Consider the following 24,096-nt stretch of genomic DNA (forward strand, 5'->3'; position numbering starts at 1 on the left):
TCGCAAGATGGCGCACGCCGGTTGCAGCCGGCGCGAGGTTACTCGGCCGCCGCCAGGTCCCGCGTCCCCGCCGTCGCGCGATAGGCGGCGAGCAGCGCGGGCACGCGGGCTTCCGCCTCGCGCGCCGCCTGTTCCCGCACCGGGCCAAACCCGCGAATGCTCTCCGGATAGGCAAGCAGCGCGGCCGCGCGCTCCGCGTTTTCCGCCGACAGCGATCCGGCGACCTCGTCGAGGATGCGCGCGTAGTCGTCGCGCAAGCGGCGCTCCATCTTGCGCTCGGCCGTACGGCCGAAGAGATCGAGCGCCCCGCCGCGCAAACCCTTCAGCCGCGCCAGAATGCGGAACACGGGCAGCACCCAGGGGCCGAAGCGGCGCTTGGCCGGACGCCCGGTGCGCGGGTCGGTGCGGCTGAGAAGCGGCGGCGCCAGATGAAACTCGAGCCTTTCGTGGCTCTCGAAGGTATCCGCGAGCTGTTCGGCGAAGGCAGGCGCCGTAAACAGCCGCGCGACCTCGTATTCGTCCTTGATCGCCATCAGCCGGAAGAGCTGCCGCACGGCCGCGTCCAGCACCTTGTCGCCGGCCGCGCCCAGCGGCTCGGCGCGCTTGCGCAAGGCCGCGATGCGGGCCCGGTAGGTCTCGGCATAGGCCGCATCCTGATACTCCGTCAGGAACACCGCGCGCCGGTCGATGGCCTCATCCAGCGTTTCCGACAGGCGATGATGCCCGCGCGGCTCGGGTCGCGCCCGCGCGACCCGCGCGACCGCCTGCGGATCGGCCGCCACCGCCCGCCCCCAGGCGAAGGCGGCAAGGTTCATCTCCACCGACACCTTGTTGAGCCGGATCGCCTCTTCCAGCGCCTCGCGGGTCACGGGCAGTCCGCCCATCTGCCAGCCGTAGCCGAGCAGGAACATGTTGGCGGCAATCGCATCGCCGAAGAGATCGGTCGCAACCGTCGTGGCGTCGACGAAGCGGCTCGTGTCCGCGCCCGCCGCCTCCTCGATCGCCGCCACGAGCCGCCGGCCGGGCAGGCTGAAATCGGGATTGCGCGCGAAATCGCCGGGCAGGGTCTCATGCGTGTTGATGACCGCGCGCGTCTCGCCCTTTCGCATCGCGGTGAGCACCTTGGCGGTGCCCGCCACAACGATGTCGCAGCCGAGCACCAGATCGGCGGAGCCGGGCCCGACGCGGATCGCGGAGATGTCCTCCGGCCGAGGCGCGAGCTTCAGGTGGCTCGTCACCGCCCCGCCCTTTTGCGCCAGCCCCGCCATGTCGATGATGCCGCAGCCGAGCCCGTCGAGATGGGCGGCCATGCCGATCACCGCGCCGATGGTGACGACGCCGGTGCCGCCGACCCCGGTGATCAGCACCGAATGGGTGCGCGTCAGCGGCGCGATCTCCGGCTCGGGCACCGAGGGCGCTTCGGGTGGAGTGACCGCGCGCCCCTTCAGCACACCGCCCTTGACGCTGACGAAGGAGGGGCAGAAGCCCTTCACGCAGGAAAAATCCTTGTTGCAGGACGACTGGTCGATCTGCCGCTTGCGGCCCCATTCGGTCTCCACCGGCTGGATCGCCACGCAGTTCGACTGCACGCCGCAATCGCCGCAGCCCTCGCACACCAGATCGTTGATCACGATGCGCTCGTCCGGATCGGGGAAGGTGCCGCGCTTGCGCCGGCGGCGCTTTTCCGCCGCGCAGGTCTGGTCGTAGATGAGCACCGTGAGCCCCGGCTCGCGCGCCAGACCGCCCTCCACCTCGATCAGATCGTCGCGATGGTCGATGGTCGTGCCCTCCGGCCAGGCGATGCCGACGGGATATTTGCCCGGCTCGTCGGTGACGATGGCGACCCGACGCGCGCCCTCGGCGGCGACCTGCGCCGCGATCTCCGGCACCGTCAGCCCGCCGTCGTGCGCCTGCCCGCCGGTCATCGCCACGGCGTCATTGTAGAGGATCTTGTAGGTGATGTTGACGCCGGCGGCCTTGGCCGCGCGGATGGCCAGCGCGCCGGAATGATTGTAGGTGCCGTCGCCGAGGTTCTGGAACACGTGCCCTGTCCTGGAGAACGGCGCCTCGCCGATCCAGTTGGCGCCCTCGCCGCCCATCTGGGTGTAGCCTTCGGTGTTGCGGTCCATCCACTGCGCCATGTAATGGCAGCCGATGCCGGCATAGGCGCGCGTGCCCTCGGGAATGCGGGTGGAGGAATTGTGCGGGCAGCCGGCGCAGAAATAGGGCGTGCGGTTCGCCACATCCTCGGTGCGCTCCAGCCGCTCGACCCGCGCCTGGAGATCCGCCAATCGGGCGCCCACCGCCTCTGTCGGGCGGCGGTCCTGGACGCGGCGCCCGATCTCCAGCGCGATGCGCATCGGCTCCAGCGCGCCGGCGGCGCGGAAGAGCGTCGCGCCCGTCTCGTCCTGCTTGCCGATCACCGCCGGGGCATTCGCCCGGCCGTAAAGGATCTCCTTGGCCTGGCTCTCGATCAGCCCGCGCTTTTCCTCCACCACGATCAGCAGTTCGAGCCCGCTCGCGAAATCGCCGAGGCGCGTCGCGTCGAGCGGCCAAGTGCAGCCGATCTTGAGGAAGGCGAGGCCGAGATCGGCGGCCCTGACCTCGTCGATGCCGAGCGCGTCGAGCGCCTCGACCACGTCGAGAAAGCTCTTGCCGGTGGAGACGATGCCGATGCGCCGGTCGCGGCCGCCCGACAGGATCACCCGGTCGAGCGCATTGGCGGCGATGAAGGCGCGTGCGGCCGGCAGCTTGATCTCGTGCAGCCGCGCTTCCTGGGCGAGCGGCGGATCGGAGGGACGAATGTGGACCCCGCCCGGCGGCATGGGAAAATCGGGCCATACCGGCGCGACCCGGTCGAGGCGGCCGTCGATGGACGCGGTGGATTCCACATTGTCCTTCACCAGCTTCAGACCGGCCCAGATGCCGGCGTAGCGCGACAGCGCCCAGCCGTAGAGCCCGAAATCGAGAATTTCCTGCGCGCCGGCGGGATTGAGGATCGGCATCATCGCGTCGACCAGCGCGAATTCCGACTGATGCGCGGTGGTGGAGCTTTCGCAGGTGTGGTCGTCGCCCATCAGCGCGAGCACGCCGCCGTTCGGCGAGGTGCCGGCGAGATTGGCATGGCGGAACGCGTCGCCGGAGCGGTCGACGCCCGGACCCTTGCCGTACCAGATGCCGAAGACGCCGTCGAAGCGTCCCTCGCCGCGCATCTCCGCCTGCTGCGTGCCCCAAAGGGCGGTCGCGGCAAGATCCTCGTTGATCGCCGGACGGAAAACGACGTCGGCGGGCGCGAGCAGCTTGCCCGCGCGCTGGAACTGCTGATCGAGCGCCCCCAGCGGCGAGCCGCGATAGCCGGTGACATAACCGGCGGTGTTCAGCCCGGCGCGCCGGTCGCGCTCCTTCTGCATCAGGACCAGCCGGATGAGCGCCTGCGTGCCGGAGATGAAGATCCGCTCCTTGGAGAGGTCGTATTTGTCATCCAGCGAAACACGGTTGCGCGTCATGAGCATCAGATCCTTGCGAAAGGCGAACGGCCGTCGGCGAAGGCCGCGGGCACAAGCCGTGAGTAAAACGCCTGAGGCACCGGGCGATCAAGGCTTGCGTGGGAAAAACGCCTTTCGCATCAGCGCGTGCCGACCCGCGACGTCGCGTCCTGGCGGGCTTGGAGCATGCACGGACGTCGCCGGATCGCGCGACGCGATCCGGCGACCCGGCCGGTTCGGGTCGGGCCGGGCGCACGCCCCGGCCCGCCGTCAGAAGCTGAGCGACACGTCCCGGTGCTCGGAGTTGCAGGCCGCGACATAGAGCGCGTGTTCGCGCGGCAGCCGCGCCTGACCGCGCAGGCCGATGGTGTCCCGGATCGCGGCATCATAGGCGGCGAGACCGGGAAGAAGCTCTTCCGAGGCCCGCGCGCGCCAGACCATCTGCGCCTCGAAAAGCGCGATAGCCTCGGCGATGGCCGCGCGCGCGGCTTGCGGGTCCGGCTCGCGCGAGCGCATCGCCGAGCGCGCGTCGTTGACCGCCGAGCGCACGTCGCCCGCGCCCTCCACGTCACCGACCAGACTGCGCACCTCGGTGATCCGCTCCACGAAGGCGTCCTTGTCCAGCGTGTCGAGCTCGCCCTCCAGCCCGCGCAGGTCGTTCTCCAGCGCCGCCAGCTTGTCGGTGTCGGCGATCACCATGCGCACCTCGTTGAGCGGCTCATAGGCATCGTCCGCATTGCGCCGGTAGGTCATGCGCGCCCTGTTTTCCGCGGTCTGGATCTCCGCGAAGGCGTCATGGCGCGGCTCCCAGTCCTCCGGGATCCGCGCCTCCAGCGCCGCCTTCTCCGCCTCCAGCTCCGCGATGGTCGCGCGGGCCCGCTCGCCGCGCTCGGCGGAATAGATCTGCCCCTCGCCGGAGCGGTTGACGATCACCTGGAGTTCCTCGATCCGCGCGTCGAGGCGCCGCATGTCACGCTGCAGCGCGCGCACCTCGACATGCAGCGGGCGATAGTCCACCGCGGCCACGGCGACGGCGGCCTCGGCGTCCGTGATCTCCTTCATGAGCGCGAGGCTGTTCTCGGCCTTGTCGAAACTCTCCGCGAGATCCTCGCGCAAATCCTCGGGAAGATAGGAGAGATCGAGCCCCCGCGCCGTCTGGATGGCCGCGATGAGATCGTCGCCTTCGGTCTCGAACCGCTCGGCGACATATTTCTCCATGCAATACTGCAAACGCGGATTGAGCGGCGGCGGCGCCGTTTCCGACAGCAGCGAGGCGCGGTTGGGCAGATAGTTCACCAACTGCGGATAGAATCCGACGATCGCGAGCGCCAGCAACTGAAGCCCGATGAAGGCGATCACGCCCTTGTACATCGCCGTTGTCTTGACCGCCGATGGCGCCACGCCGCGCAGGTAGAACAGCGCGAAGCCGAAGGGCGGGGTCAGGAACGATGTCTGGATGTTGAGGCCGATCATCACGCCGAGCCACACGGCGGTGACATTGGCGGACGGATCGGCGAGCAGGATCGGCGCCACGATGGGCACCACCACCACGGCGATCTCGATGAAGTCGAGGAAGAAGCCGAGGATGAAGATCACCAGCATCACGATCAGGAACTGCATCCAGAAACCGCCGGGCAGCCCTTGCAGGAAGTTCTTGACGATCTCCTCGCCGCCGAACGCCCGGAACGCCGAGGTCAGCATCGCCGCGCCCAGCAGGATGATGAAGACGAGCGAGGTGGTCTTCGCCGTCTCGATCATCACGCCCCGCAGCGTGTCGGAGATCGTGAGGGTCCGCCAGCCGCTCCAGAACACCGCGATCAGCAGCAGCGATACGGCGATCAGCGCGATGACGAGGCCGAGAACATCCTCCGACGTTTCAACGAGACGGATATTGATGTCGTAGAAGCTGACGGCGACGGCGATGGCCAGCAACGCGACCACGGCCAGCACGGCCGGCGTATAGGCCCCCTTCTCCCCCTCGCGCAACCGGTAGCCCGCCATGATCATGGCGCCGATGGCGCCGATGGCACCCGCCTGGTTGACGGTCGCGACGCCGGCCAGGATCGAGCCCAGCACCAGGAAGATCAGCGCAAGCGGCGGGATCAGGGTCACGAACACCTTGGCGAAGAAGGCGCGGTCGAAGGTGCCCTCGCGCGGCACGGCGGGCGCCGACTTCGGGTTGAGGAGCGCGAAGCCCATGATGAAGAGCATGTAGAGCCCGACCAGCACCATGCCGGGAATGAAGGCGCCGAGGAACATTTCGCCCGCGCTCGTCGAGGTGACGGCGAAGTCGGACGGCATGGAAAATTCGCCGGTGCTGTCGCGATAGAGCGTCTGGCGCAGCGAGCCGGCCTGGTCCACGGCGCTGGCGAGCTGGTCGGCGAGAATGATCAGAACGATGGAGGGCGGGATGATCTGCCCGAGCGTGCCCGAGGCGGCGATCGTGCCGGTCGCCAGCGACGGCGAGTAATTGTTGCGCAGCATGGCCGGCAGGGAGATCAGCCCCATGGCCACCACCGTGGCGCCGACAATGCCGGTGGTTGCGGCCAGCAGCGCCCCGACGAAGACCACGGAAATGCCCAGTCCCCCGGGGATCGGCCCGAACAGCTGCGCCATTGTGACGAGCAGGTCTTCGGCGATCTTCGAGCGCTGCAGCATGATGCCCATGAACACGAAGAGCGGGATGGCTATGAGCGTATCTCGTTCCGCTTCCCAGTAGATGCCTCTGAAATTCGTGACCCCGGCACTCAGCCATTGCGATGGCCCGCCATGGGCGAAGAAGGCATCCGTGTTGCCGGCGAAGAGATAGCCGGCCAGCGCCGCGAGGCCGATGGTGAGAATGGCCGAGCCGGGAAGCGCGAAGGCGACCGGAAAGCCCGAGCCGAGCGCGGCGGCCATCAGCACGACCAGCAGAGCGAGAAAGAACAATTCCATAGTCCGAGACCCATCGGCATGGGGACGTCGGGCGACTGCGCGCGGTATCGGCGGTGCAGGGCCCGGCCCAGGCTAGAACGTGTCGGAACGGCCAGGCGGCCGCTCCCCGACCGGAGTGGTTCAGTGCGCCGCGCTGGACGCCACGTCGCGCCCGCCCGGTTCTTCGCGAATGTCGGCGACGGCCTCCAGCAGATAGGCCGTGAACATGATCAGCATCGACACGGCGAAGACGCCGAGAAAGCCGGCCATCAGATACTTCACATAGAGGCCGAAACCGGCCTGCGTCGTTTCATAGGAGAGCATCGGCGCGTTGATGGCGTTCTGCTTGCCGCCAAGTCCGATGATGAGGATCGTCCAGCACAGCACGATCCCCATGAGCAGCGAGCCGACCGCGTTCACCAGCCCCTTCGTCCGCGCGGACATGGCGGCGAAGAAGACGTCGACGCGCACGTGCCCCTCGTCCCACAGCGTGTAGGCGCTGGCGAAGAGGAACAGCGCCGCGTACCAGAAGCGCACCAGGTCGGCCATGAAGGCCTGCTCGTAGGAAAAGATGAAGCGCCCGATCACGATCAGGAACTCCGCCGCCACCACGAGCAGCGCCAGCCACATGAAGCCGATGGTGCGGGTGAAGGCGGCCAGCACGAAGGACAGGGCGATCAGCGGCATGTGCACATAGGGGCCGCGAAACTGGGAGCGGCCGAGATCGGTCGCCATCGCCTCGCCGACCAGCCCCTCGAGCATGCCCTCGACCCGCAGATAGGAGATCACCGCATCGCTCAGCCCGACGATCAGCACCGCGAAGAAGGCGCCGCGGATCAGGAAGCTGTTGATCGCGACGATGCGCCGGCTGTCCGCCCGAAGCGCCTGTCCGGGATCGCGCAGCACGTAAGCCGCGGCCAGCGCGGCCAGGATGCCGTAGATCCCGACCTGCGCGAGCGAGAGCATGGTGTTCGGGTCGCCGTTGGCGGCGCCTCCGAAGAGCGGCGCCACGCCCGGAAAATCCTGCCAGTAGGTGAGATAGTTGTTGAAGACGAAAGCCGCCATGACGGCGAGCATGATCCAGCCGAACAGGCGGGTGACGACGGCACCGGCGTTCGAGCGGCCCGTCGCCGCCTCGGCAAAGCCCGACGCGGATCCGGAAGCCCCGGCAGAGGACGTCATGTCGGAGATGCCCCTTGGAAGACAGTTCGAGGAAGATACGTCGTTGCCGCGGGATCGCCGATCTTCGTCCTGCGCCGGATCTTAACGTCGGTCACAAGCGCGATGGGGACGGGGCGCGCGGCCCCGTCCCTGCTGCGATCCGCGGCGAACGGCCGGACCGTCAGACTTCGATGCCCAGCACGCGGTTGCGCTGCGTGGTGTAGCCGGTGTCGGCCAGAAGCATCCAGCGCCCGATCTCGGAGCGCGCCTTGACGAAGCTCTCGTGAACGCGGGCGGCCAGATCGCTGTGCTGGATCGTCTCCTCGAACACCTCCTCGGAGGCTTCCCCGAAGGCATCGTAGATTTCTTCGTTGAAGCGGCGCAGCTCGACGCCGTGCTCGTTGATCAGCCGGTCGAGATACTCGCCGTTCTTGGCGTTCGTCTCGGCCATCTGCATGGAGTTTTCCATCATGCACAGGGCCTCGATGATGCCCTGGTCGGCCGGCGACAGGGTGCTCCACCAGGACTTGTTGATGCCCATCGAGAGCTGCGAGCCCGGCTCGTGCATGCCCGGATAGTAGTAGTACTTCGCGGCCTCGTAGAACTTCATGAAGTAGTCGTTGTACGGGCCGACCCACTCCGTCGCATCGACCGCGCCGGATACCAGGTTCTCGTAGATCTGGCCGCCGGGAAGCGACACGGGCGAGACGCCGAGCTTGGCCATCACGTCGCCGCCGAGGCCCGGGATGCGCATCTTGAGACCCTTGAGGTCGTCGACCGTCTCGATCTCCTTGTTGAACCAGCCGCCCATCTGCACGCCGGTGTTGCCGGCGGCGAAGTTCTTCAGGCCATAGTCGTCGGCCAGTTCGTCCCACAGCTCCTGACCGCCGCCGAACTTGATCCAGGCATCCATCTCCGGATAGGTGAGGCCGAAGGGCACGGCTCCGAAATAGGCCCACGCCGGATGCTTGCCCTTCCAGTAGTAATCGACACCGATGTAGGCCTGCGCATTGCCCGAGGCGACTTCATCGAAGGAGTCGAAAGCACCGACACGCTCGCCGGCCGCGAAATACTGGACGTTGATCCGCCCCTCGGTCAGCTCGCCGATGCGGCGCGCCAGACGCTGGGCGCTCGTGCCGAGGCCCGGAAAGTCGCGCGGCCAGGTCGAGACGATCACCATCTCGGTGGTCGACTGCGCGATGGCCGGCGCGGCGAGCGTCGTGGCGGCGGCGGCGGCGCCCGCGCCAAGACCCGCGTTTTTCAGAAACGAACGGCGATCCATGTTTCTCCTCCCACAGAGAACTGTTCAAAATGCTGCGGCAACAACGATCCGCTCGATCAGCGTTGCACATCCTCGAAAGCGCCTTCAACCTATCCGGCACTCTGCGTATGATATAAAGCTCATGTCGAGACGCGACACAAGTGGATGCGTTTGCAAGTGGGAAATATTTTTAACCACTCGCGACCCTGCGTCACGCGGCGTTTTGACGCTGACCTTCCGCGCGCGGCACGCACCGCGCGTTCGTTCCGGGGTGAGACGGGCCGTGCCAGCGCTCGGCGCAGATAAATCCGCCAGGGAACGCGGTGCACACCGGCGGAAACCCCCGCGAAGTCCCGGCAGGGACCCATCCGACAGGAGACACCGCATGACGCGCGAGCACGACGCCTCCGGACCCGAAAGCCACCGTCCGCCGGGCACTCCGCCGGACCGCGACCCTCATGCGCAAACCCATGCGCACAGCCATGCGCACAGCCATGCGCACAACCATGCGCACGGGCACGACGACGGGCACGGCTCGCATCTGTCCGAGACGGAGGCGCGGGTGCGCGCGCTGGAGTCCATCCTGGTTGAAAAGGGCTATGTCGATCCGGCCGCGCTCGACGTGCTGATCGAAACCTATGAGACCCATGTCGGCCCGCACAACGGCGCTCATGTGGTCGCCCGGGCCTGGAGCGATCCGGACTTTGCCGACTGGCTGCGCCGGGACGCCAGCGCGGCGATCCACGCGCTCGGCTATGTCGGACGCCAGGGCGAGCATATGGTTGCGGTCTGGAACACGCCGGAGGAGCACAACATGGTCGTGTGCACCCTGTGCTCCTGTTATCCGTGGCCCGTGCTGGGGCTGCCGCCGGTGTGGTACAAGTCGGCGCCCTACCGCTCCCGCGCCGTGCGCGACCCACGCGGCGTGCTCGCCGACTTCGGCGTCGCGCTGCCAGAGGCGACCCGCATCAGGGTGTGGGATTCCACCGCCGAGATCCGCTATCTGGTGATCCCCATGCGGCCCGAGGGCACCGAGGGCTGGAGCGAGGCGGAACTGGCCCGCCTCGTCACCCGGGACAGCATGATCGGCACCGGCCTGGCGCTCGCGCCGGATGCGCCCGACGCGGTGCACCCATGAACGGCGCGCAGGATCTCGGCGGGATGATGGGCTTCGGCGCCATTCTGCCGGAGCCCGTGCATCCCGTGTTTCACGACGATTGGGAAAAGCGGGCCTTCGCCATCACGCTGGCGATGGGCGCGACCGGCGAATGGACCATCGACATGGCCCGCTTCGCCCGCGAAAGCCTGCCACCGCCGGTCTATCTGACGTCAAGCTACTACGAGATCTGGACGGCCGGGCTGATCCGCCTCTTGGAGGAGCGCGGCCTGGTGAGCGCCGAGGAGATCGCGGCGGGCCGGGCCTTGCGCGACAGCCGCCCGGTCGCGCGCGTGCTCACCGCGGATCGCGTCGCCGAAACGCTGCGCCGGGGCGGCCCCACGCAGCGCGAGGTCACGCAACCCGCGCGCTACCGGGTCGGCGACCGCGTGCGCGCCCGGCAGATGCATCCGACCGGCCACACCCGCATCCCCCGCTATTGTCGCGGCCACGCCGGCACCATCGAGGCGGTGCACGGGGTCCATGTCTTTCCCGACAGCAACGCGGCCGGCGCGGGGGAACAGCCGGCCTGGCTCTATGGCGTCGCCTTCGACGGCCGCGAGATCTGGGGCGAGGATGCCGCGCCCGACCTCGTCCTGCGCGTCGATCTCTGGGAGCCCTATCTTGACCTCGCCTGACGACAAGACCTGCCCCGACACCACCGGCGCCACACCGCCCGAGGCCCTGTTTTCCGACCTGCCGCGCGACGGCGGCGCGCCGGTGTTCCGCGAGCCATGGGAGGCGCGGGCCTTCGCGCTGGTCGTGGACCTGCACGCGCGCGGGCTGTTCACCTGGCCGGAATGGGCCGAAACCCTGTCGCGGGAAATCGCCGCCGCGCAGGCCGCCGGCGATCCCGATCTCGGCGACAGCTACTACCGCCACTGGCTCGCCGCGCTGGAGCGGATGGTGACCGAGCGCAAGGTGACCACGTCCCGGGGGCTCGAGGCCCGCCGCGCGGCCTGGCACCGGGCCGCCGCCGCCACCCCGCATGGCGAACCGATCGAACTCGGCCGCGACCGGCAGCCGGCCGGCAAGGCCTGAGCGCTCCGCGCACACCGGCTCCCACACGGCTCCGAAGTCCGGCCGGACCACGCGCCATGCCGCCCCGGCGCTCCGACGCTCCGGCATCGCCGGGACGAGGCGTGCCCGAAAGCGGCGGGGCTGCGCTCGCACGACGGGCAGCGGCCGGCGCGGGCATCGGCGCGGGCATCGGCGCGGACAATGGCGCGGGAAATTGCAACCGCACCACACGCAAAATGCGAGACGGGCGCTTCCCTTCCGCGCGCCGCTCGCCTATGACCGATCCATGATCGCCGACCGCCCTCTTCCCGGCATGGCGCTGATGATCGGCTTTTGCGTGCTCGCCCCGCTCGGCGACTCCCTTGCCAAGATCCTCGGCGACAGCGTGCCCCTTGGCCATCTGCTGCTGGTGCGCTTCGCCCTGCAGGCGGCGATCCTCGTGCCGCTGGCGCTGGCGACCCGCATCTCGCTGCGCCTCACCCCGCGCGTGCTGCGCCTGACCGTGCTGCGCACGCTGCTGCATATCGTCGGCATTGCGGCGATGTTCGCCTCGCTGCGCTTCCTGCCGCTCGCCGATGCGATCGCCATCGCCTTCGTGATGCCGTTCCTGATGCTGCTGCTCGGCCGCTTCGTGCTCGGCGAGCAGGTCGGCCCCTATCGGCTGATGGCCTGCGTGGTCGGCTTCGTCGGCACGCTGCTGGTGATCCGGCCGAACTACGCGGAGGTCGGCACGCCCGCGCTTCTGCCGCTGGTGGTGGCGGTCGCCTTTTCGCTGTTCATGCTGGTGACGCGGCACGTGGCGAAGGCGGCGGACCCGATCGCCCTGCAGGCGGTGAGCGGACTTCTCGCCACGCCGATCCTCGCCGCCGCGCTGCTGGTCGGCTGGAATCTGGACATCCCCGATCTGCGGATCGTGGCGACCACGTCGACGGAAACCCTTCTGCTGGTGGCCGTCGGCGTGCTCGGCACGCTCGCGCATCTGCTGATGACCTGGTCGTTGCGGCTGGCGCCGGCAGCCACCCTGGCACCGATGCAATATCTGGAAATCCCCTTCGCCACCGTGATCGGCTGGATGATCTTCCGCGACCTGCCCGACGCCATGGCGAGCGCCGGCATCGCACTGACCGTCGGCGCGGGGCTCTATGTGATCCACCGCGAGCAGATCGCGGCCCGGCGCGCCCGCGCGGCGGAGTCGGCCTAAAGCGAGCCCCAGCCCAGCGCGGCGACAAAGAGGCTGGTCCCGAGCAGCAGGACCAGGATCGCACCGAGCCCCTCCACGACCCGGTGAACCAGAACGGCGCTCTGCGCGCCCGTCACCTTCAACGCCGCGCTCTTGGCCGTGACCGCGAGCATCGCCAGCACCGACACGGTCATGCCCGTGCCGAGCGCCATGGCAAAGGTGGCCGCCACGCCGGCGAGCATCAGCCCTTGCGAGATCGCGAAGACCAGGACCACCAGCGCGCCCGTGCAGGGCCGAAGGCCCACGGCGAGGATCACCGACCAGGCGCGCGCCAGCGAAAACGGCCCCGACAGCATTTCCGGCGGCGGCGCATGGACATGACCGCAGCTGGAGCAGACGTCGCCTACGTGGGCATGGGCATGGGACGCATGGGCGTGCGGCGCGTGATCATGATGGTGATGGTGGTGGCCGTGGGGATGATGATCGTGGTGGTGATGGTCGTGCGCGTGGGAGGCCTGCGCGGCCTGATCGCAGTCGGGCGTGATCATGACGGCCTGCGCGCCCAGCGCCACCGGGCGGCGGACGGGCATCAGCGGGCGCAGGATCTTGCGCCACACGAGGTAGACGCCGAGCAGCATCACCGCGAAATAGGAGCCCAGTTCGAACCAGCGCGTGGTCTCGGTGATCGCGATCGACGTCATCCGCAGCAGCACGGAGGCGACGCCGATCAGCACGATGGCGGTCACGGCCTGCGCGAAGGCGGAGGCGAAGGACAGCGCGATCCCGCGCTTCAGCGTTTCGCCATTGGCCAGCACATAGGACGAGATCACCGCCTTGCCGTGGCCCGGCCCCGCAGCATGAAAGACGCCATAGGCGAAGGAAAGCGCCATCAGCCACCAGCCCGCGGTGCCATCGGCCTTCATCTCCTTGATCGCCGCCGTCAGCGCCGCATAGAAGGCGGTCTGCTGCGCCGCGACCCAGGCGAAGAAGCCGGCGAGCGGCCCGGACGGAGTGAGCGTCTGTTCCGGCAGGCCGACGCCGAAGGGCGACGGCGCGGCCGCCCCGGTCCCTAGATGGAGCGTCACGAGCGCAAGAGTGGCGAGACCGGCCGCCACGGCCGTGGAACGAGACAGGCTGTGCATCTTCCGACCGTCTATCTGCATCCGATCGTGGCCGAATTGGAGAGGGTTTCCGTCACCTCGAGCAATTCCGGCGCGAGATCGCGTTCGCTGGCCGGGATGCCGGCGAGCGTGGTGGCCGTCAGCGGATCGAGTTCCGGCGGCGGCGTGAAATCCAGCGTGCAGGTCGCCGGCGCGTCGACCATGGCGAAGGGCGTGTCCTGCGTCATCTCGAAGGCGACAAAATAGGTCGGATCGTAGACGTCGAGCGTCAGCGTCGTGGCGTCGACGATGCGCGGCGCCTGAAGCGGCAGCGTGTAGAACAGCGTGAGACGGCCGCCGTAGAAATCGAGCCAGTATTCCTGGGGCTCGGCAAAACCCACCGCATCGTCGCCCTGATGGAGGAAGGTGAAGAAGTCGTACTCGGCGAGCGACTCCACATTGACCTGGGCGAGCGGCTGCAATTCCTCGCGCGACAGCTCGCCATCGCCGTTGGCGTCGAGCCCCTGCACCGCGAAGGCGGTGAAGGCCTCGTCGAAGCGCCACACGTGGCGCACCGCCGACACCCGGCCCTGATCGTCGAAGACGACCTCGGCGCGCGCTTCCACGAAGACATGCGGATGTGCCGAGGCCTGCGTCGCCGTCAGGACGACGAGTCCCAGCATCACCGCCCATCGACGCCAGATGCGCCCTGCGCCCGGTCGCGGATGCGCGGGTGTATCCGGGTATGCGGGTGTGTGCGTGTCTGCGGGCGCGAGCATTCAGCCTCCGGTTCCGAGTCACCGCCGGTTATCGAACCAATTGTCGGCAAGAGCAAGGCAGAGGGCGCGACCTTTTGCAGCGCATCATGCCTCGGGGGAAGTATTTTCCGCAATCAAGGCCATGAAGGGTTGAGTCTGCCCGAAAGCGCGGGATTGACCGAAGAGAAAAGGGCGCATTTCCGCAAATTCATGCGCATATCTTCCTCTCAGGCTGACTGAACCGCGGACGACGGGCCGGCGTGGCCCGGCCGGGCGCCGGACGGTCCGAAGAGCGAAGGGAGACTTGCGATGAACGCGCCGCTGACCAAACGCGAGCTGACGACGGGCGCGGCTTGCGTGTTCGACCATCCCGAATTCGACGCCCACGAGCAGATCTTGCAGGGTTTCGATGCGGCCACGGGCCTCAAGACCGTGATCGCCGTCCATAGCACACGGCTCGGCCCGGCGCTCGGCGGATGCCGCGTGTGGGCCTATGCCGATGACGCGGACGCGCTCACCGACGCGCTGCGCCTGTCGCGCGGCATGACCTACAAGAACGCGCTCGCCGGTCTCGACCTCGGCGGCGGCAAGGCGGTGATCATCGCCGATCCGCGCAAGGACAAGACGCCGGAACTGCTCGCCGCCTTCGGACGCCAGGTCGACCGGCTCGGCGGCACCTATATCACCGCCGAGGACGTCGGCGTGTCGGATGCGGACATGGAGATCGTCGCCGGCGTGACGCCGCATGTGCGCGGCACGAGGGCCACCGGCCTGGGCGATCCCTCGCCCTACACCGCGCTCGGCATCTTCGTCGGCATCAAGGCGGCGCTGATGCATCGCTTCGGCTCGGACAGCCTGGAGGGGCGCAGGGTTTGCGTGCAGGGCCTCGGCCACGTCGGCATGGGCGTCGCGCGCCTGCTGCACGAGGCCGGCGCGACGCTGATCGTCGCCGATCTCCACGCTCCGTCGGTGGAGCGCGCGGTTGCCGAATTCGGCGCGACCGTCGTCGCCCCCGAGGCCGCCCATGCGCAAGGCGCCGATGTCTTCGCGCCCTGCGCGCTCGGCGCGGTGCTCAACGACGGGACGATCCCCGAACTCGGCGCACCGATCGTGGCCGGGGCGGCCAACAACCAGCTGGCCGAGGCCCGGCACGACGCCGCACTCGCCGCCCGCGGGATCCTTTATGCGCCCGACTACGCGATCAACGCCGGTGGCGCGATCTCCATCGCGCTCGCGCGCCCCGGCGGAGACGACACGGCCGTGCGCGACAAGGTGATCGCCATCGGCCAGACGCTGGCGCATATCTTCCAGCGCGCCGAGGCGCTGAAGCAGCCGACCCAGGCGGTCGCCGACGCGATGGCGGAGGAACGTCTCGCCGCCGCGTGAGGCGCATTGGAAAAGGACGGCGCAGGCACGCTCAGCAGATCTCGCCGCGCTTGCGCTTGTCGGCGAACCAGGCGGAGAGGAAATCCACGAAGGCGCGCACCTTGCCCGACAGATGCCGCCGGTGCGGATAGACGACATGCACGGCCTGGGCCTCGGGGTGGAAGGACTCCAGCACCTCCACCAGACGGCCGGCGACGACGTCGCGGTGGACGAAGATATGCGGCGTGCGCAGAAAGCCGAGCCCCTCGCGGGCGGCGAGGCGCGCGGCCTGTGCGCTGTTGACCTCGACCCGCCCCTTGACCGCGACACCGAGGCGCGCGCCGTCCACCTGGAACTGCCAGTTGTTCCGATAGCGGTAGTTGTTGTCGATGATGCAGGGCAGGCTCGCCAGATCCTGCGGATGACGGGGCGTGCCGAGCCGCGCGATCGCCTCCGGCGAGGCGCAGACGGTGGCGCGGAACGAGGCGAGCTTGCGCGCGATCAGGCTGGAGTCGGTCATCTCCGACACGCGGATCGCGGCGTCGAAGCCTTCCTCCACCAGATCGACGAAACGGTCCTCGAGCCTGAGGTCGATGGAGATCTCCGGCTCCGCCACCAGAAAGGCCATGATCGCCGGATTGATGAAATCGTCGCCCATGGAGCGCGGCGCGGAAATCCGCAAGGTGCCGCGCGCCGCCTGATGGGTGTTCTGCACCGAGGCCTTCAGGTCGTCGATGCGGGTCAGGATGTCGCTCGCTTCCTTGTAGAAGGCGTGCCCCACCTCGGTCATCGAGATCTGCCGCGTGGTGCGGTTCAGCAGCCGCGCGCCGAGTTCGTCCTCCAGATCGCCGACGTATTTGGAGACGAGCGCCTTGGACCGGCCGAGCTCGCGCGCGGCGGCCGAAAAGCCCCCCGCATCGACCACCTTCAAGAAGCAGCGCATCCGGCTCAGCGTGTCCATGATCTCTCCCCGGGCGGCGTTCCTACAGCGCGATGACGCCCGCCGCCCCCGTTTCCGTGCCGAAGACGAGGCGCGTGCCACCGGCATCCCAGCTGAGCGCGGTCACGGGCCCCTCGCCCGGGCGCCGCATCACCGCTTCCTGAGTGTCGGCGAAGCGCACGCCCAGCACCATCCCGTCCTGATAGCCGATCGCCATCACCTCCTCGCCCGGATGACAGGCAAGGGCCGTAACGATCTGATCGCCCCGGGCTCCGAGCTGCAGCGGTTGCTGGCCCATCGGCCCTGTCTTGCCGAAGAACGGCCACAGGATCGCGGCATTGGCGCCGGAGGTGGCCAGATAGCGCCCCTTCGCCGACCAGTCGGTGGCCTTCACCTTGGACGGGTAACCGGTCATGCGCATGTCCTGCCCGTCGGCGAGACGCCAGCCGTGCAGGGCGTTTTCCTGCATGGTGGTGACGAGATACTTGCCGTCCGGCGAGAAGGTCGCGCCGGTATGCGCGCCCTTCCAGGCAAGCGCCTGTTCGGGCGCGTTGGTGTTGACCCAGTAGAGCGTCGCGCCGTCGTAACGCGCGACCGCCAGCCGCAACCCCTTGGGCGCGAAGGCGAGGCCGCCGACGGCGCGGGCCTGCGGAAACTCGCGCAATTCGCCCGAGGCCAGACGCACCACCGCCGTGCGCCCGGCGGCGAAGGCGACCGCGTCCTGCGGCCCCGTCGCGACGATGTCGATCCACTTGCGCGGCAGCTCGGCCAGTTGCGTCACCGAGCCGTCGGCGGCGGTGAACATCACCTGACCGTCGTCGCCGCCCGAGACGAGCGCGCCGCCGTCGCGCATGCGCGCGGCCGCGAGCAGCCCGCCGCGATGCACCTGAATGCGGCGTTCGCCTTCCTCGCCGAGCAGCAGCACGGTGCCGTCGCCGAGCGCGAAGGCCGGCCGGTCGCGCAGGAAGGTCGCGGCAACCACGAAGCTGCCGGTGTCATGCGGAGCAAGCGTCACCATCGCGCGTCAGGCCTCGCAGGCCTTGAAGCCGGTCTCGATCGCCTCGAAATCGAGCTCCCGGCCGATCACCACGAGCCGGCTTTCGCGCGCCTCGCCGTCCTTCCAGTCGCGCTGGTGATCGCCTTCCAGGATCATGTGAACGCCCTGCACCACGTAGCGCTGCGGATCGTCCTTGAAGGCCATGATGCCCTTCAGCCGCAGGATGTTCGGCCCCTGGATCTGGCTGACGTTGCCGATCCACTGGAAGAACAGCTGCGGGTCGAGTTCGCCGGCCGTCATCGACACGCTCTTCACCGAATGCGGGTCGTCGTGGCCGTGGCCGTGATGCCCGTGATCGTGGTGATGGTCGTGATCGTGCCCGTGATGATCGTGGTCGTGGTCGCAGTCCGGCCCGCATTCGTGCGTGTGCTCCGCCTCTTCCAGGAAATGCGGATCGAGCGACAGGATGCGTTCCAGATCGAAGGCCCCGCGGTTGAGCACCGTGTCGAGCGGCACGGCGCAGCGCTCGGCGCGCTGCAGCCGGGCGTAGGGGTTGATCTCCTGGATGCGGGCTTCCACGGCCGTGAGTTCCGCGGTCGTGACGAGATCGGTCTTGTTGAGCAGGATCACGTCGGCGAAGGCGATCTGGTCCTGCGCCTCGGTGGTGTCGGCAAGCCTCTGCAGCACGTGCCGGCAGTCGACGACGGCCACCACCGCGTCGAGCTTCGCCTTGGCGCGCACGTCCTCGTCCATGAAGAAGGTCTGGGCGACCGGCGCGGGATCGGCCACGCCGGTCGTCTCGACGACGATGGCGTCGAAAGTCCCCTTGCGCTTCATCAGGTTCTCCACCGTGCGGATCAGGTCGCCGCGCACGGTGCAGCAGATGCAGCCGTTGTTCATCTCGAAGATTTCCTCGTCGGACTCCACGAGGAGGTCGTTGTCGATGCCGATCTCGCCGAATTCATTGACGATCACCGCGTAGCGCACGCCGTGGTTCTCGCTCAGGATCCGGTTGAGCAGCGTCGTCTTGCCCGCGCCGAGGTAGCCGGTCAGCACGGTGACGGGGGTCTTGTCGTCGGTGGATAGCGTCATGGGTCTCGCCTGAGCTTGTGCAAGGTTGACCGACAGGGTGACCGAAAACTGCGGCCCGTGTCGATGCGTCCGGTCGATTGCGCCGCAGCGCGCGAAAGGGGCACCCGGCCCGTCGCCTTCCCCGGATATGGGGTCTCTTCGCGCTCCGACTACAGGCATTCGCGGCATTTGGCAAAGCATTGCCACGCGCTGGCGTTGCGTCAGATCAATTTCCCCGCCCCGCTTCTGTGACAGCGTCCGCACTCGATCCGGTGAACGAGAAGCGACAGACGACGACATGAGCGAACGCGAGCCCGTGGCCATACGTATCGCGACGCAAACCGACGGCGGTGCGCGCACGATCGCAGGCCGCCTCGGCGTGGATGCCTCCGGCTCGGGCGCCGCTTCAACCGCCCCACGCGATCCGGCGACCGCCTTTCAGGTGCGCCTCAGCGAGGCGCCGGCGCTGTCCGACGCGCGCACCCTCGATGCGCTCGCCGTCTTCGATGCGCCATCGCTCGCCCGGCATCTGCCGGAGCTGAAGCCCGCCGGCCTGCTCGTCATCGACCGGGATGTGCTCGCGGCCGTGCGCGCCGCCGGCGACCCGTCGCTCGACGGCTATGCGCTGCTCGACGTGCCCGGCCGATCGGTTGCCCGCATGGTTCCTGCGAGCAACCCGGACGCCTCCCATGCGGGCGACACCCTGCGGCTGGCCTGGGCGCTCGGGCTGCTGCTGTGGCTCTACGGACTAGAGACCGCAAGCTCCCAGGCCTGGCTCGAAGCGCGGACCGACGCGACGCCGGAGCGTGCCGCGCTCGAGCTTGCCGCGCTCAAGGCCGGCTACGACCATGGCGCGATGTCTGCGCTACCGCGCGATCTCGGCCCCGTCGCCTGGCCCACGGGCGCCGCGCCGGTGTCCACGCCCGGGCAAGGCCCCCGCGCGCCGGGCACCTGGCGCATGATCACCGGCGGCGAGGCGCTCGCCTTCGGCCTTCTCGCCGGCGCGCAGGATCTGGGGCTCGACCCGGCCTATTGCTCCGCGAACGGCGCGGGGTCCGGGCACGTCCACGCCCATCTGACCGCCCTGGCGGGGGAAACGGGCCTGCGGCTCGTGCCCTGCGAGGATGTCGCCTCCGCGGTCCATGCGGCCTTCGGCGCCGCCTTCGCCGGGGCGCTCGCGCTTGTCGCGACCCGCGGCCCCGGGCTCGCTGCGGCCAGCGACGGGCTGGGGCTCGCGGTCGCCGCCGAACTGCCGCTGGTGCTCGTCCACACGCAGCAGGTCGGCCCGTCCGCCGGGATCCCGCCGCTTGGCGCGCAGGGCGATCTTCTGGCGGCGCGCGGCGGGCGCACCGGCGACGCGCCGTGCCCGGTGCTGGCCGCGCGCGGCCCGGCCCATGCCTTCGCGGTGGCGCGCGAGGCGGTGCGCATGGCGGTCGCCCATATGACGCCGGTGATCGTGCTGGCCGAGGCGGATCTGCTGCGCGCGGCCGAGCCCTTCCGCATCCCGCAGCTGCCGCCCGCGAGCCCGCCGACGCCGGCGCAGGCGGTGCCGGAGCGTTTCCGGCCCTACGACCGGGACCCGCGCACGCTGGCGCGGCCCTGGGCGGTGCCCGGCACGCCCGGCGGCGCGCATCGCGTCGGCGGTCTGGAACGCCACGCCTCCAGCGGGGCCATCTGCCTCGATCCCGACAATCACGCCCGGATGCGCGGCCTGCGCCACCGCAAGGTGCAGCTCATCGCCGAGCGCGAGCCGGAAGTGGATCTCGCCGCCGGCCTGCCGGGCGACGACGTGCTCTTCGTCGGCTGGGGCGGCACCCATGCGACCATCGCGACCGCCGTCGCGCGGCTGCGGCGCGACGGTGTGCCGGCCGCCCATCTTCACCTGGAAATGCTCCATCCCCTGCCACGCGGGCTGGCGCCTCTGGTGCGCGCGGCCCGTCACGTGCTCGTGCCCGAAGGCAACGCGGGCCAGCTTGTCGGCCTGATCCGCGCGGCCTGTCTGGTCGACGCGGTGCCGGTGGAGGCGGCCTCGGGCGTCAGCCCGCGCGCCATCGATCTCGAGACGGCCGCGCGCGCCTGCATGGGCGAGGCCTACGCATGAGCGATGCCACGCGCGCCCCCGGCACGCCGGCGACCGTCGACGGGTGCCCCGGCTGCGGCAACCGCGCGCTCGCCGACGCCTTGCAAGACGTGCTGAGCGCGGCCGGCATCGCGCCCCACGCGGCGGTCTTCGTATGCGGCACCGGCTGCGCCGCGCGCCTCGCCGGTCACCTGGGCGTCTATGGCGTGCATTCGGTCCCCGGCCCGACCGCCGCCGTGGCAAGCGGCATCGCGCGGGTCTCGCCGGGGCTCGATATCTGGCTGATCTGCGAGGCCGACGACGCGCTCGGCTCCGGCATGAGCGCCTTCACCCATCTGCTGCGCCACGATCTCGACGTGACCTGTCTGGTCCTGACCGGAGCGGACGCCGGCTGCGTCTGGCCGCACCCGGGGCCATCGCCCCAAATCGGGACCGCACGCGCCTCCCGCGCAGCCGCCCTCGATCAGCGGCATGCAAGCGCGCTCACACCGGCCCGCCTCGCGCTTGCCGCCGGGGCCGGCTTCGTGGCCCGCACCGGTGAAGACGACGCGGCCCACCTTTCTCAAGTGCTCGCCGCCGCCCACGCCCATCGCGGCAGCGCCGTCGTCGAGGTACGCCGGGCCTGCCAGGCGACCGACGCAGCGCGCCCGGTCACGCCGGACACCGTGCTGTCGCTCGTCGAGGGCGCGCCCCTGCGCTACGGCCTCGACGGATCGAAAGCGCTGAGGCTCGAGCCCCGCCGGCTCGCCCTGAGCGTCGTTTCGCGTGACGGCGGGACGATGGACGCGGGCGACGCGTTGCTGCACGACCCGGCCAACCGCATGCTCGCGACGCTGCTGGCCGATCTGCCAACGCCTGACCTGCCCGAGCCCTGCGGGATCCTCTTCCGCGCCGTCGGGCCCGGCGCAAAAAAGAAAGGCGCCGCCGGGCCCGGCGCAGGAGGAGAACACGCCGCCACGCCCGGCGCCCCCGGGACGCCCCCTCCCGAACCCGACCTTCAGGCCCGGCGCGATGCGCTCGCGGCGATCCTGCACCGCGCCCCGACCTGGGACGAGCGCTGAGCGCGACGCCATCCGTTTCACCAGCGCGCGCGACGCGATAGAAAGGCGACGAAGGAGCGGGAGGCCGGCGCCCGATGGGGAGGCGCGCCTCGGACAATCCCGCGCGGGAGGACACATGCTGAAAACCATCGAGGGCTTCGAGCGCATCGGCGAGGAAAACGCCTTCGCCGTTCTGGCGCGGGCGACGGAGCTTGCCGCGCAGGGGCGCGACATCATCAATCTGGGGATCGGTCAGCCGGATTTCCGCACGCCCGAACACATCGTCGAGGCGGCGGTCAAGGCGCTGCGGGACGGTCATCATGGCTATACGCCTGCGCCCGGCATTCTCCCGCTGCGCGAGGCGGTCGCCGCCGATCTGCACACGCGGCTTTCGGTGGAGGTCTCACCGGACAATGTGGTCATCGTGCCGGGCGGCAAGGTCACCATGTTCATGGCGATCCTGATGTTCGGCGAGCCCGGCGTCGACATTCTCTATCCCGACCCGGGCTTTCCCATCTACCGCTCGATGATCGAGTTCACCGGCGCGCGGCCCGTTCCGGTTCCGATCCGCGAGGAGAACGACTTCGCCTTTTCGGCGGAGGAAACGCTCGAGCTGATCACGCCCGCGACCCGCCTCGTGATCCTCAATTCGCCGGCCAATCCGACCGGCGGCGTCACGCCGCGCGGCGAGATCGAGGCCCTCGTCGCCGGGCTGGAGGCACGTCCCGACATCGCGATCCTCTCCGACGAGATCTACGGCCAGATGACCTACGACGGCGCGGAGCATTGCTCGCTGCTGGAGTTCGAGGCGGTGCGCGACCGGGTGATCCTGCTGGACGGCTGGTCGAAGACCTATGCCATGACCGGCTGGCGGATGGGCTATGCGGTGTGGCCGGATCAACTCATCGACAAGGCCCGCAAGCTCGCCGTCAACGCCTGGTCCTGCGTCAATGCGCCGGCACAATACGCCGGGATCGCCGCGCTCACCGGCCCGCAGAACGCGGTCGCGGAGATGATGCGCGCCTTCGACGCCCGGCGCCGGCTGGTGGTGGAGGGGCTGAACGCGCTGCCCGGGGTCAGGGCGAAGACGCCGATGGGCGCCTTCTACGCGTTTCCCAATATCGCGGACACGGGCTGGAAGGCGAAGGCGCTCGCCGGCGCGCTTCTGGAGGACGCCGGCGTCGCGGTGATCGGCGGGCCGGATTTCGGCATTCTGGGCGAGGGCTATATCCGCCTGTCCTACGCCAATTCGGCGGAGAACATCGCTCGCGCGCTGAAGCGCATGGACGGCTTCCTGCGCGAGCGCGCCGGCTGAGCGATCCTCTGGCCGGCGCCGCCCAGGCGCCGGTGATACCGGTTCCCCTCCGGCGCCGCTCAGGCGCCGGTGATACCGGTTCCCCCCCGGCGCCGTCAGGCGCCGGCGATGCCGGTTCCAAAGAACAGAAGAGAAATCGTCGCCCAGCCGATGACGGCCGGCAGGCGGCTCGCGATCCGGTGCATTTGCGTCAATCCTTTCACGCGCTCGTTGCCATTCACGCGCTCCAAGGCCGCCTTGCGCTGCGGCGGCCCGCGGATGCCTCAAATTGCACCGAACGGATTAACGCTTCGTTAAGAGGCGTTAACCACCCTTAACAAAAGGGGTTTCAGGCACCGGTGTGCGCGGCGCGCCATCCCTGAACCAACCGATCAGATTGTCCGCCACCAGCTCGCCCATGGCGTTTCGCGTGTGCACCGACGCCGAGCCCACATGCGGCAGCAGCACAACGCGCTCCATGTCCATCAAGGCCTGCGGCACATGCGGCTCGTCCTCGAAGACGTCGAGCCCGGCGCCATGGATCGTGCCGGCCTGCAGCGCGGCGACGAGCGCCGCCTCGTCGATCACCGTGCCGCGCCCCACGTTGATCACCAGTCCCTGTGGACCGAGCGCCTCCAGCACCTCGGCATTCACCAGAGCTTGCGTCCCCGCGCCGCCCGGTGCGACGACCATCAGCGTGTCGCAGGCCTCGGCGAGGGCGAGCAACGTGTCGTGATAGGGGTAGGCGACATCCGCCTGCCGGCTGCGCCCGTGATACTGCACGGCAAGCCCGAAAGCCTCCGCCCGCCGGGCGATGGCCTTGCCGATGCGCCCCAGCCCGAGGATGCCGAGCGTGCGCCCGCGCAAGGTGGCCGGCGTCAGCGGATAGGGCCCCTCCGACACCCAGCGCCCGGCGCGCAGATAGCGCTCGGCCGCCGACAATTGCCGGGCCGTCATCAGCAGCAGGCCCATGGCGGTGTCGGCCACCTCCTCGGTGAGGACGTCCGGCGTGTTGGTCACGCAGATCCCCCGCGTCGCGCAATGGGCCGCGTCGACGGAATCGTAGCCCACGCCGAAGCTCGCGACGATTTCGAGCGCGGGAAAGAGATCGATCGCGGCCGCATCGAGTGGCGCATGCGCCCCGCAGGCGATCCCGCGCACGCGGGCGCGCAGATCCTCGGGCATGTCCGCCAGCCCTCCCCCATCGCCGTGCAGGATGAAATGCGGTGCCAGCGTCTCGCGCACGATGGCCGGCAACCGGCCGAAGACCGCAAG

Annotated in this window: 18 protein-coding genes; 8 read left to right on the forward strand and 10 right to left on the reverse strand. The window is 69.3% G+C overall.

Translation table 11 applies throughout. The features are described 5' to 3' along the window. Positions 1 to 38: 38 nt before the first annotated feature. The 4 genes from ABL312_RS15535 to ABL312_RS15550 form a co-directional block, all read right to left on the reverse strand. Positions 39 to 3,506 carry an indolepyruvate ferredoxin oxidoreductase family protein gene (locus ABL312_RS15535; RefSeq protein WP_349358311.1) on the reverse strand — a complete coding sequence of 1,156 codons (3,468 nt, stop codon included), beginning with the start codon at positions 3,504 to 3,506 and terminating at the stop codon, positions 39 to 41. 249 nt (positions 3,507 to 3,755) lie between these two features. Next, complete coding sequence (locus ABL312_RS15540) at positions 3,756 to 6,419, reverse strand: TRAP transporter large permease subunit (protein ID WP_349358312.1); 2,664 nt, start codon at positions 6,417 to 6,419, stop codon at positions 3,756 to 3,758. Positions 6,420 to 6,539: 120 nt separating this feature from the next. Further along, a complete protein-coding gene (locus ABL312_RS15545; RefSeq protein ID WP_349358313.1) occupies positions 6,540 to 7,580 on the reverse strand; it encodes a TRAP transporter small permease subunit in 1,041 nt (346 codons plus the stop codon). Positions 7,581 to 7,740: 160 nt separating this feature from the next. Then, positions 7,741 to 8,841: a TRAP transporter substrate-binding protein gene (locus tag ABL312_RS15550; protein ID WP_349358314.1), complete on the reverse strand. Its 1,101-nt coding sequence runs from the start codon at positions 8,839 to 8,841 to the stop codon at positions 7,741 to 7,743. Between the two features lie 364 nt (positions 8,842 to 9,205). Here ABL312_RS15550 and nthA point away from each other — a divergent pair, with 364 nt between their 5' ends. The 4 genes from nthA (at position 9,206) to ABL312_RS15570 (ending at position 12,197) form a co-directional block, all read left to right on the forward strand. After that, complete coding sequence (nthA, locus tag ABL312_RS15555) at positions 9,206 to 9,958, forward strand: nitrile hydratase subunit alpha (RefSeq protein WP_349358315.1); 753 nt, start codon at positions 9,206 to 9,208, stop codon at positions 9,956 to 9,958. Further along, positions 9,955 to 10,614 (forward strand): nitrile hydratase subunit beta, encoded by a 660-nt coding sequence (nthB, locus tag ABL312_RS15560; protein WP_349358316.1) that lies wholly within the window; start codon positions 9,955 to 9,957, stop codon positions 10,612 to 10,614. The genes nthA and nthB overlap by 4 nt, the downstream gene beginning before the upstream one ends. Next, on the forward strand, positions 10,601 to 11,017 hold the full coding sequence (locus tag ABL312_RS15565) for a nitrile hydratase accessory protein (protein WP_374730138.1): 417 nt from the start codon (positions 10,601 to 10,603) through the stop codon (positions 11,015 to 11,017). Before nthB ends, ABL312_RS15565 begins: the two co-directional genes overlap by 14 nt. 265 nt (positions 11,018 to 11,282) lie before the next feature. After that, positions 11,283 to 12,197 carry a DMT family transporter gene (locus ABL312_RS15570; protein WP_349358317.1) on the forward strand — a complete coding sequence of 305 codons (915 nt, stop codon included), beginning with the start codon at positions 11,283 to 11,285 and terminating at the stop codon, positions 12,195 to 12,197. Here the strand turns inward: ABL312_RS15570 and ABL312_RS15575 are convergent. Together ABL312_RS15575 and ABL312_RS15580 are read right to left on the reverse strand one after the other, a co-directional pair. Next, a complete protein-coding gene (locus tag ABL312_RS15575) occupies positions 12,194 to 13,318 on the reverse strand; it encodes a nickel/cobalt transporter (RefSeq protein WP_349358318.1) in 1,125 nt (374 codons plus the stop codon). The genes ABL312_RS15570 and ABL312_RS15575 overlap by 4 nt on opposite strands. Positions 13,319 to 13,329: 11 nt before the next feature. Then, positions 13,330 to 13,959 (reverse strand): DUF1007 family protein, encoded by a 630-nt coding sequence (locus tag ABL312_RS15580; RefSeq protein WP_349358319.1) that lies wholly within the window; start codon positions 13,957 to 13,959, stop codon positions 13,330 to 13,332. Positions 13,960 to 14,343: 384 nt separating this feature from the next. On the opposite strand from ABL312_RS15580, the gene ABL312_RS15585 reads away from it, so the two are divergent. After that, complete coding sequence (locus ABL312_RS15585) at positions 14,344 to 15,420, forward strand: Glu/Leu/Phe/Val dehydrogenase dimerization domain-containing protein (protein ID WP_349358320.1); 1,077 nt, start codon at positions 14,344 to 14,346, stop codon at positions 15,418 to 15,420. Positions 15,421 to 15,451: 31 nt separating this feature from the next. On the opposite strand, the gene ABL312_RS15590 is transcribed toward ABL312_RS15585, so the two are convergent. From ABL312_RS15590 to ABL312_RS15600, 3 genes are read right to left on the reverse strand one after another with little or no spacing between them, the layout of a single operon-like run. After that, positions 15,452 to 16,360 carry a LysR family transcriptional regulator gene (locus ABL312_RS15590; protein ID WP_349358321.1) on the reverse strand — a complete coding sequence of 303 codons (909 nt, stop codon included), beginning with the start codon at positions 16,358 to 16,360 and terminating at the stop codon, positions 15,452 to 15,454. A gap of 22 nt (positions 16,361 to 16,382) precedes the next feature. Further along, on the reverse strand, positions 16,383 to 17,357 hold the full coding sequence (locus ABL312_RS15595; RefSeq protein WP_349358322.1) for a WD40 repeat domain-containing protein: 975 nt from the start codon (positions 17,355 to 17,357) through the stop codon (positions 16,383 to 16,385). A 6-nt stretch (positions 17,358 to 17,363) separates the two neighbouring features. Beyond that, entirely contained in the window at positions 17,364 to 18,428 is a 1,065-nt protein-coding gene (locus ABL312_RS15600; RefSeq protein ID WP_349358323.1) for a GTP-binding protein, read from the reverse strand. A 277-nt stretch (positions 18,429 to 18,705) separates the two neighbouring features. On the opposite strand from ABL312_RS15600, the gene ABL312_RS15605 reads away from it, so the two are divergent. The 3 genes from ABL312_RS15605 to ABL312_RS15615 all read left to right on the forward strand — a co-directional run bounded on the left by ABL312_RS15605 (position 18,706) and on the right by ABL312_RS15615 (position 22,842). Continuing rightward, the gene (locus ABL312_RS15605; RefSeq protein WP_349358324.1) at positions 18,706 to 20,508 is read left to right on the forward strand and encodes a 2-oxoacid:acceptor oxidoreductase family protein; all 1,803 of its coding nucleotides are present in this window, start codon (positions 18,706 to 18,708) and stop codon (positions 20,506 to 20,508) included. Beyond that, a complete protein-coding gene (locus tag ABL312_RS15610) occupies positions 20,505 to 21,548 on the forward strand; it encodes a thiamine pyrophosphate-dependent enzyme (protein ID WP_349358325.1) in 1,044 nt (347 codons plus the stop codon). The genes ABL312_RS15605 and ABL312_RS15610 overlap by 4 nt, the downstream gene beginning before the upstream one ends. Before the next feature lie 115 nt (positions 21,549 to 21,663). Continuing rightward, positions 21,664 to 22,842 carry a pyridoxal phosphate-dependent aminotransferase gene (locus ABL312_RS15615; protein ID WP_349358326.1) on the forward strand — a complete coding sequence of 393 codons (1,179 nt, stop codon included), beginning with the start codon at positions 21,664 to 21,666 and terminating at the stop codon, positions 22,840 to 22,842. Between the two features lie 303 nt (positions 22,843 to 23,145). On the opposite strand, the gene ABL312_RS15620 is transcribed toward ABL312_RS15615, so the two are convergent. Continuing rightward, a complete protein-coding gene (locus ABL312_RS15620; RefSeq protein ID WP_349361430.1) occupies positions 23,146 to 24,054 on the reverse strand; it encodes a 2-hydroxyacid dehydrogenase in 909 nt (302 codons plus the stop codon). Between the last annotated feature and the right edge of the window lie 42 nt (positions 24,055 to 24,096).

Source organism: Stappia sp. (assembly GCF_040110915.1).
Classification (GTDB): domain Bacteria; phylum Pseudomonadota; class Alphaproteobacteria; order Rhizobiales; family Stappiaceae; genus Stappia.

Bases quoted from the DNA above. Each gene is read 5' to 3' on its own strand.
- ABL312_RS15580 (WP_349358319.1), bottom strand. From the start codon at position 13,959: ATGCTGGGACTCGTCGTCCTGACGGCGACGCAGGCCTCGGCACATCCG.
- ABL312_RS15610 (WP_349358325.1), top strand. From the start codon at position 20,505: ATGAGCGATGCCACGCGCGCCCCCGGCACGCCGGCGACCGTCGACGGG.
- nthA (WP_349358315.1), top strand. From the start codon at position 9,206: ATGACGCGCGAGCACGACGCCTCCGGACCCGAAAGCCACCGTCCGCCG.
- ABL312_RS15575 (WP_349358318.1), bottom strand. From the start codon at position 13,318: ATGCACAGCCTGTCTCGTTCCACGGCCGTGGCGGCCGGTCTCGCCACT.
- ABL312_RS15545 (WP_349358313.1), bottom strand. From the start codon at position 7,580: ATGACGTCCTCTGCCGGGGCTTCCGGATCCGCGTCGGGCTTTGCCGAG.
- ABL312_RS15590 (WP_349358321.1), bottom strand. From the start codon at position 16,360: ATGGACACGCTGAGCCGGATGCGCTGCTTCTTGAAGGTGGTCGATGCG.
- ABL312_RS15550 (WP_349358314.1), bottom strand. From the start codon at position 8,841: ATGGATCGCCGTTCGTTTCTGAAAAACGCGGGTCTTGGCGCGGGCGCC.
- ABL312_RS15585 (WP_349358320.1), top strand. From the start codon at position 14,344: ATGAACGCGCCGCTGACCAAACGCGAGCTGACGACGGGCGCGGCTTGC.
- ABL312_RS15615 (WP_349358326.1), top strand. From the start codon at position 21,664: ATGCTGAAAACCATCGAGGGCTTCGAGCGCATCGGCGAGGAAAACGCC.
- ABL312_RS15600 (WP_349358323.1), bottom strand. From the start codon at position 18,428: ATGACGCTATCCACCGACGACAAGACCCCCGTCACCGTGCTGACCGGC.
- ABL312_RS15605 (WP_349358324.1), top strand. From the start codon at position 18,706: ATGAGCGAACGCGAGCCCGTGGCCATACGTATCGCGACGCAAACCGAC.
- ABL312_RS15535 (WP_349358311.1), bottom strand. From the start codon at position 3,506: ATGACGCGCAACCGTGTTTCGCTGGATGACAAATACGACCTCTCCAAG.
- ABL312_RS15595 (WP_349358322.1), bottom strand. From the start codon at position 17,357: ATGGTGACGCTTGCTCCGCATGACACCGGCAGCTTCGTGGTTGCCGCG.
- nthB (WP_349358316.1), top strand. From the start codon at position 9,955: ATGAACGGCGCGCAGGATCTCGGCGGGATGATGGGCTTCGGCGCCATT.
- ABL312_RS15540 (WP_349358312.1), bottom strand. From the start codon at position 6,419: ATGGAATTGTTCTTTCTCGCTCTGCTGGTCGTGCTGATGGCCGCCGCG.
- ABL312_RS15570 (WP_349358317.1), top strand. From the start codon at position 11,283: ATGATCGCCGACCGCCCTCTTCCCGGCATGGCGCTGATGATCGGCTTT.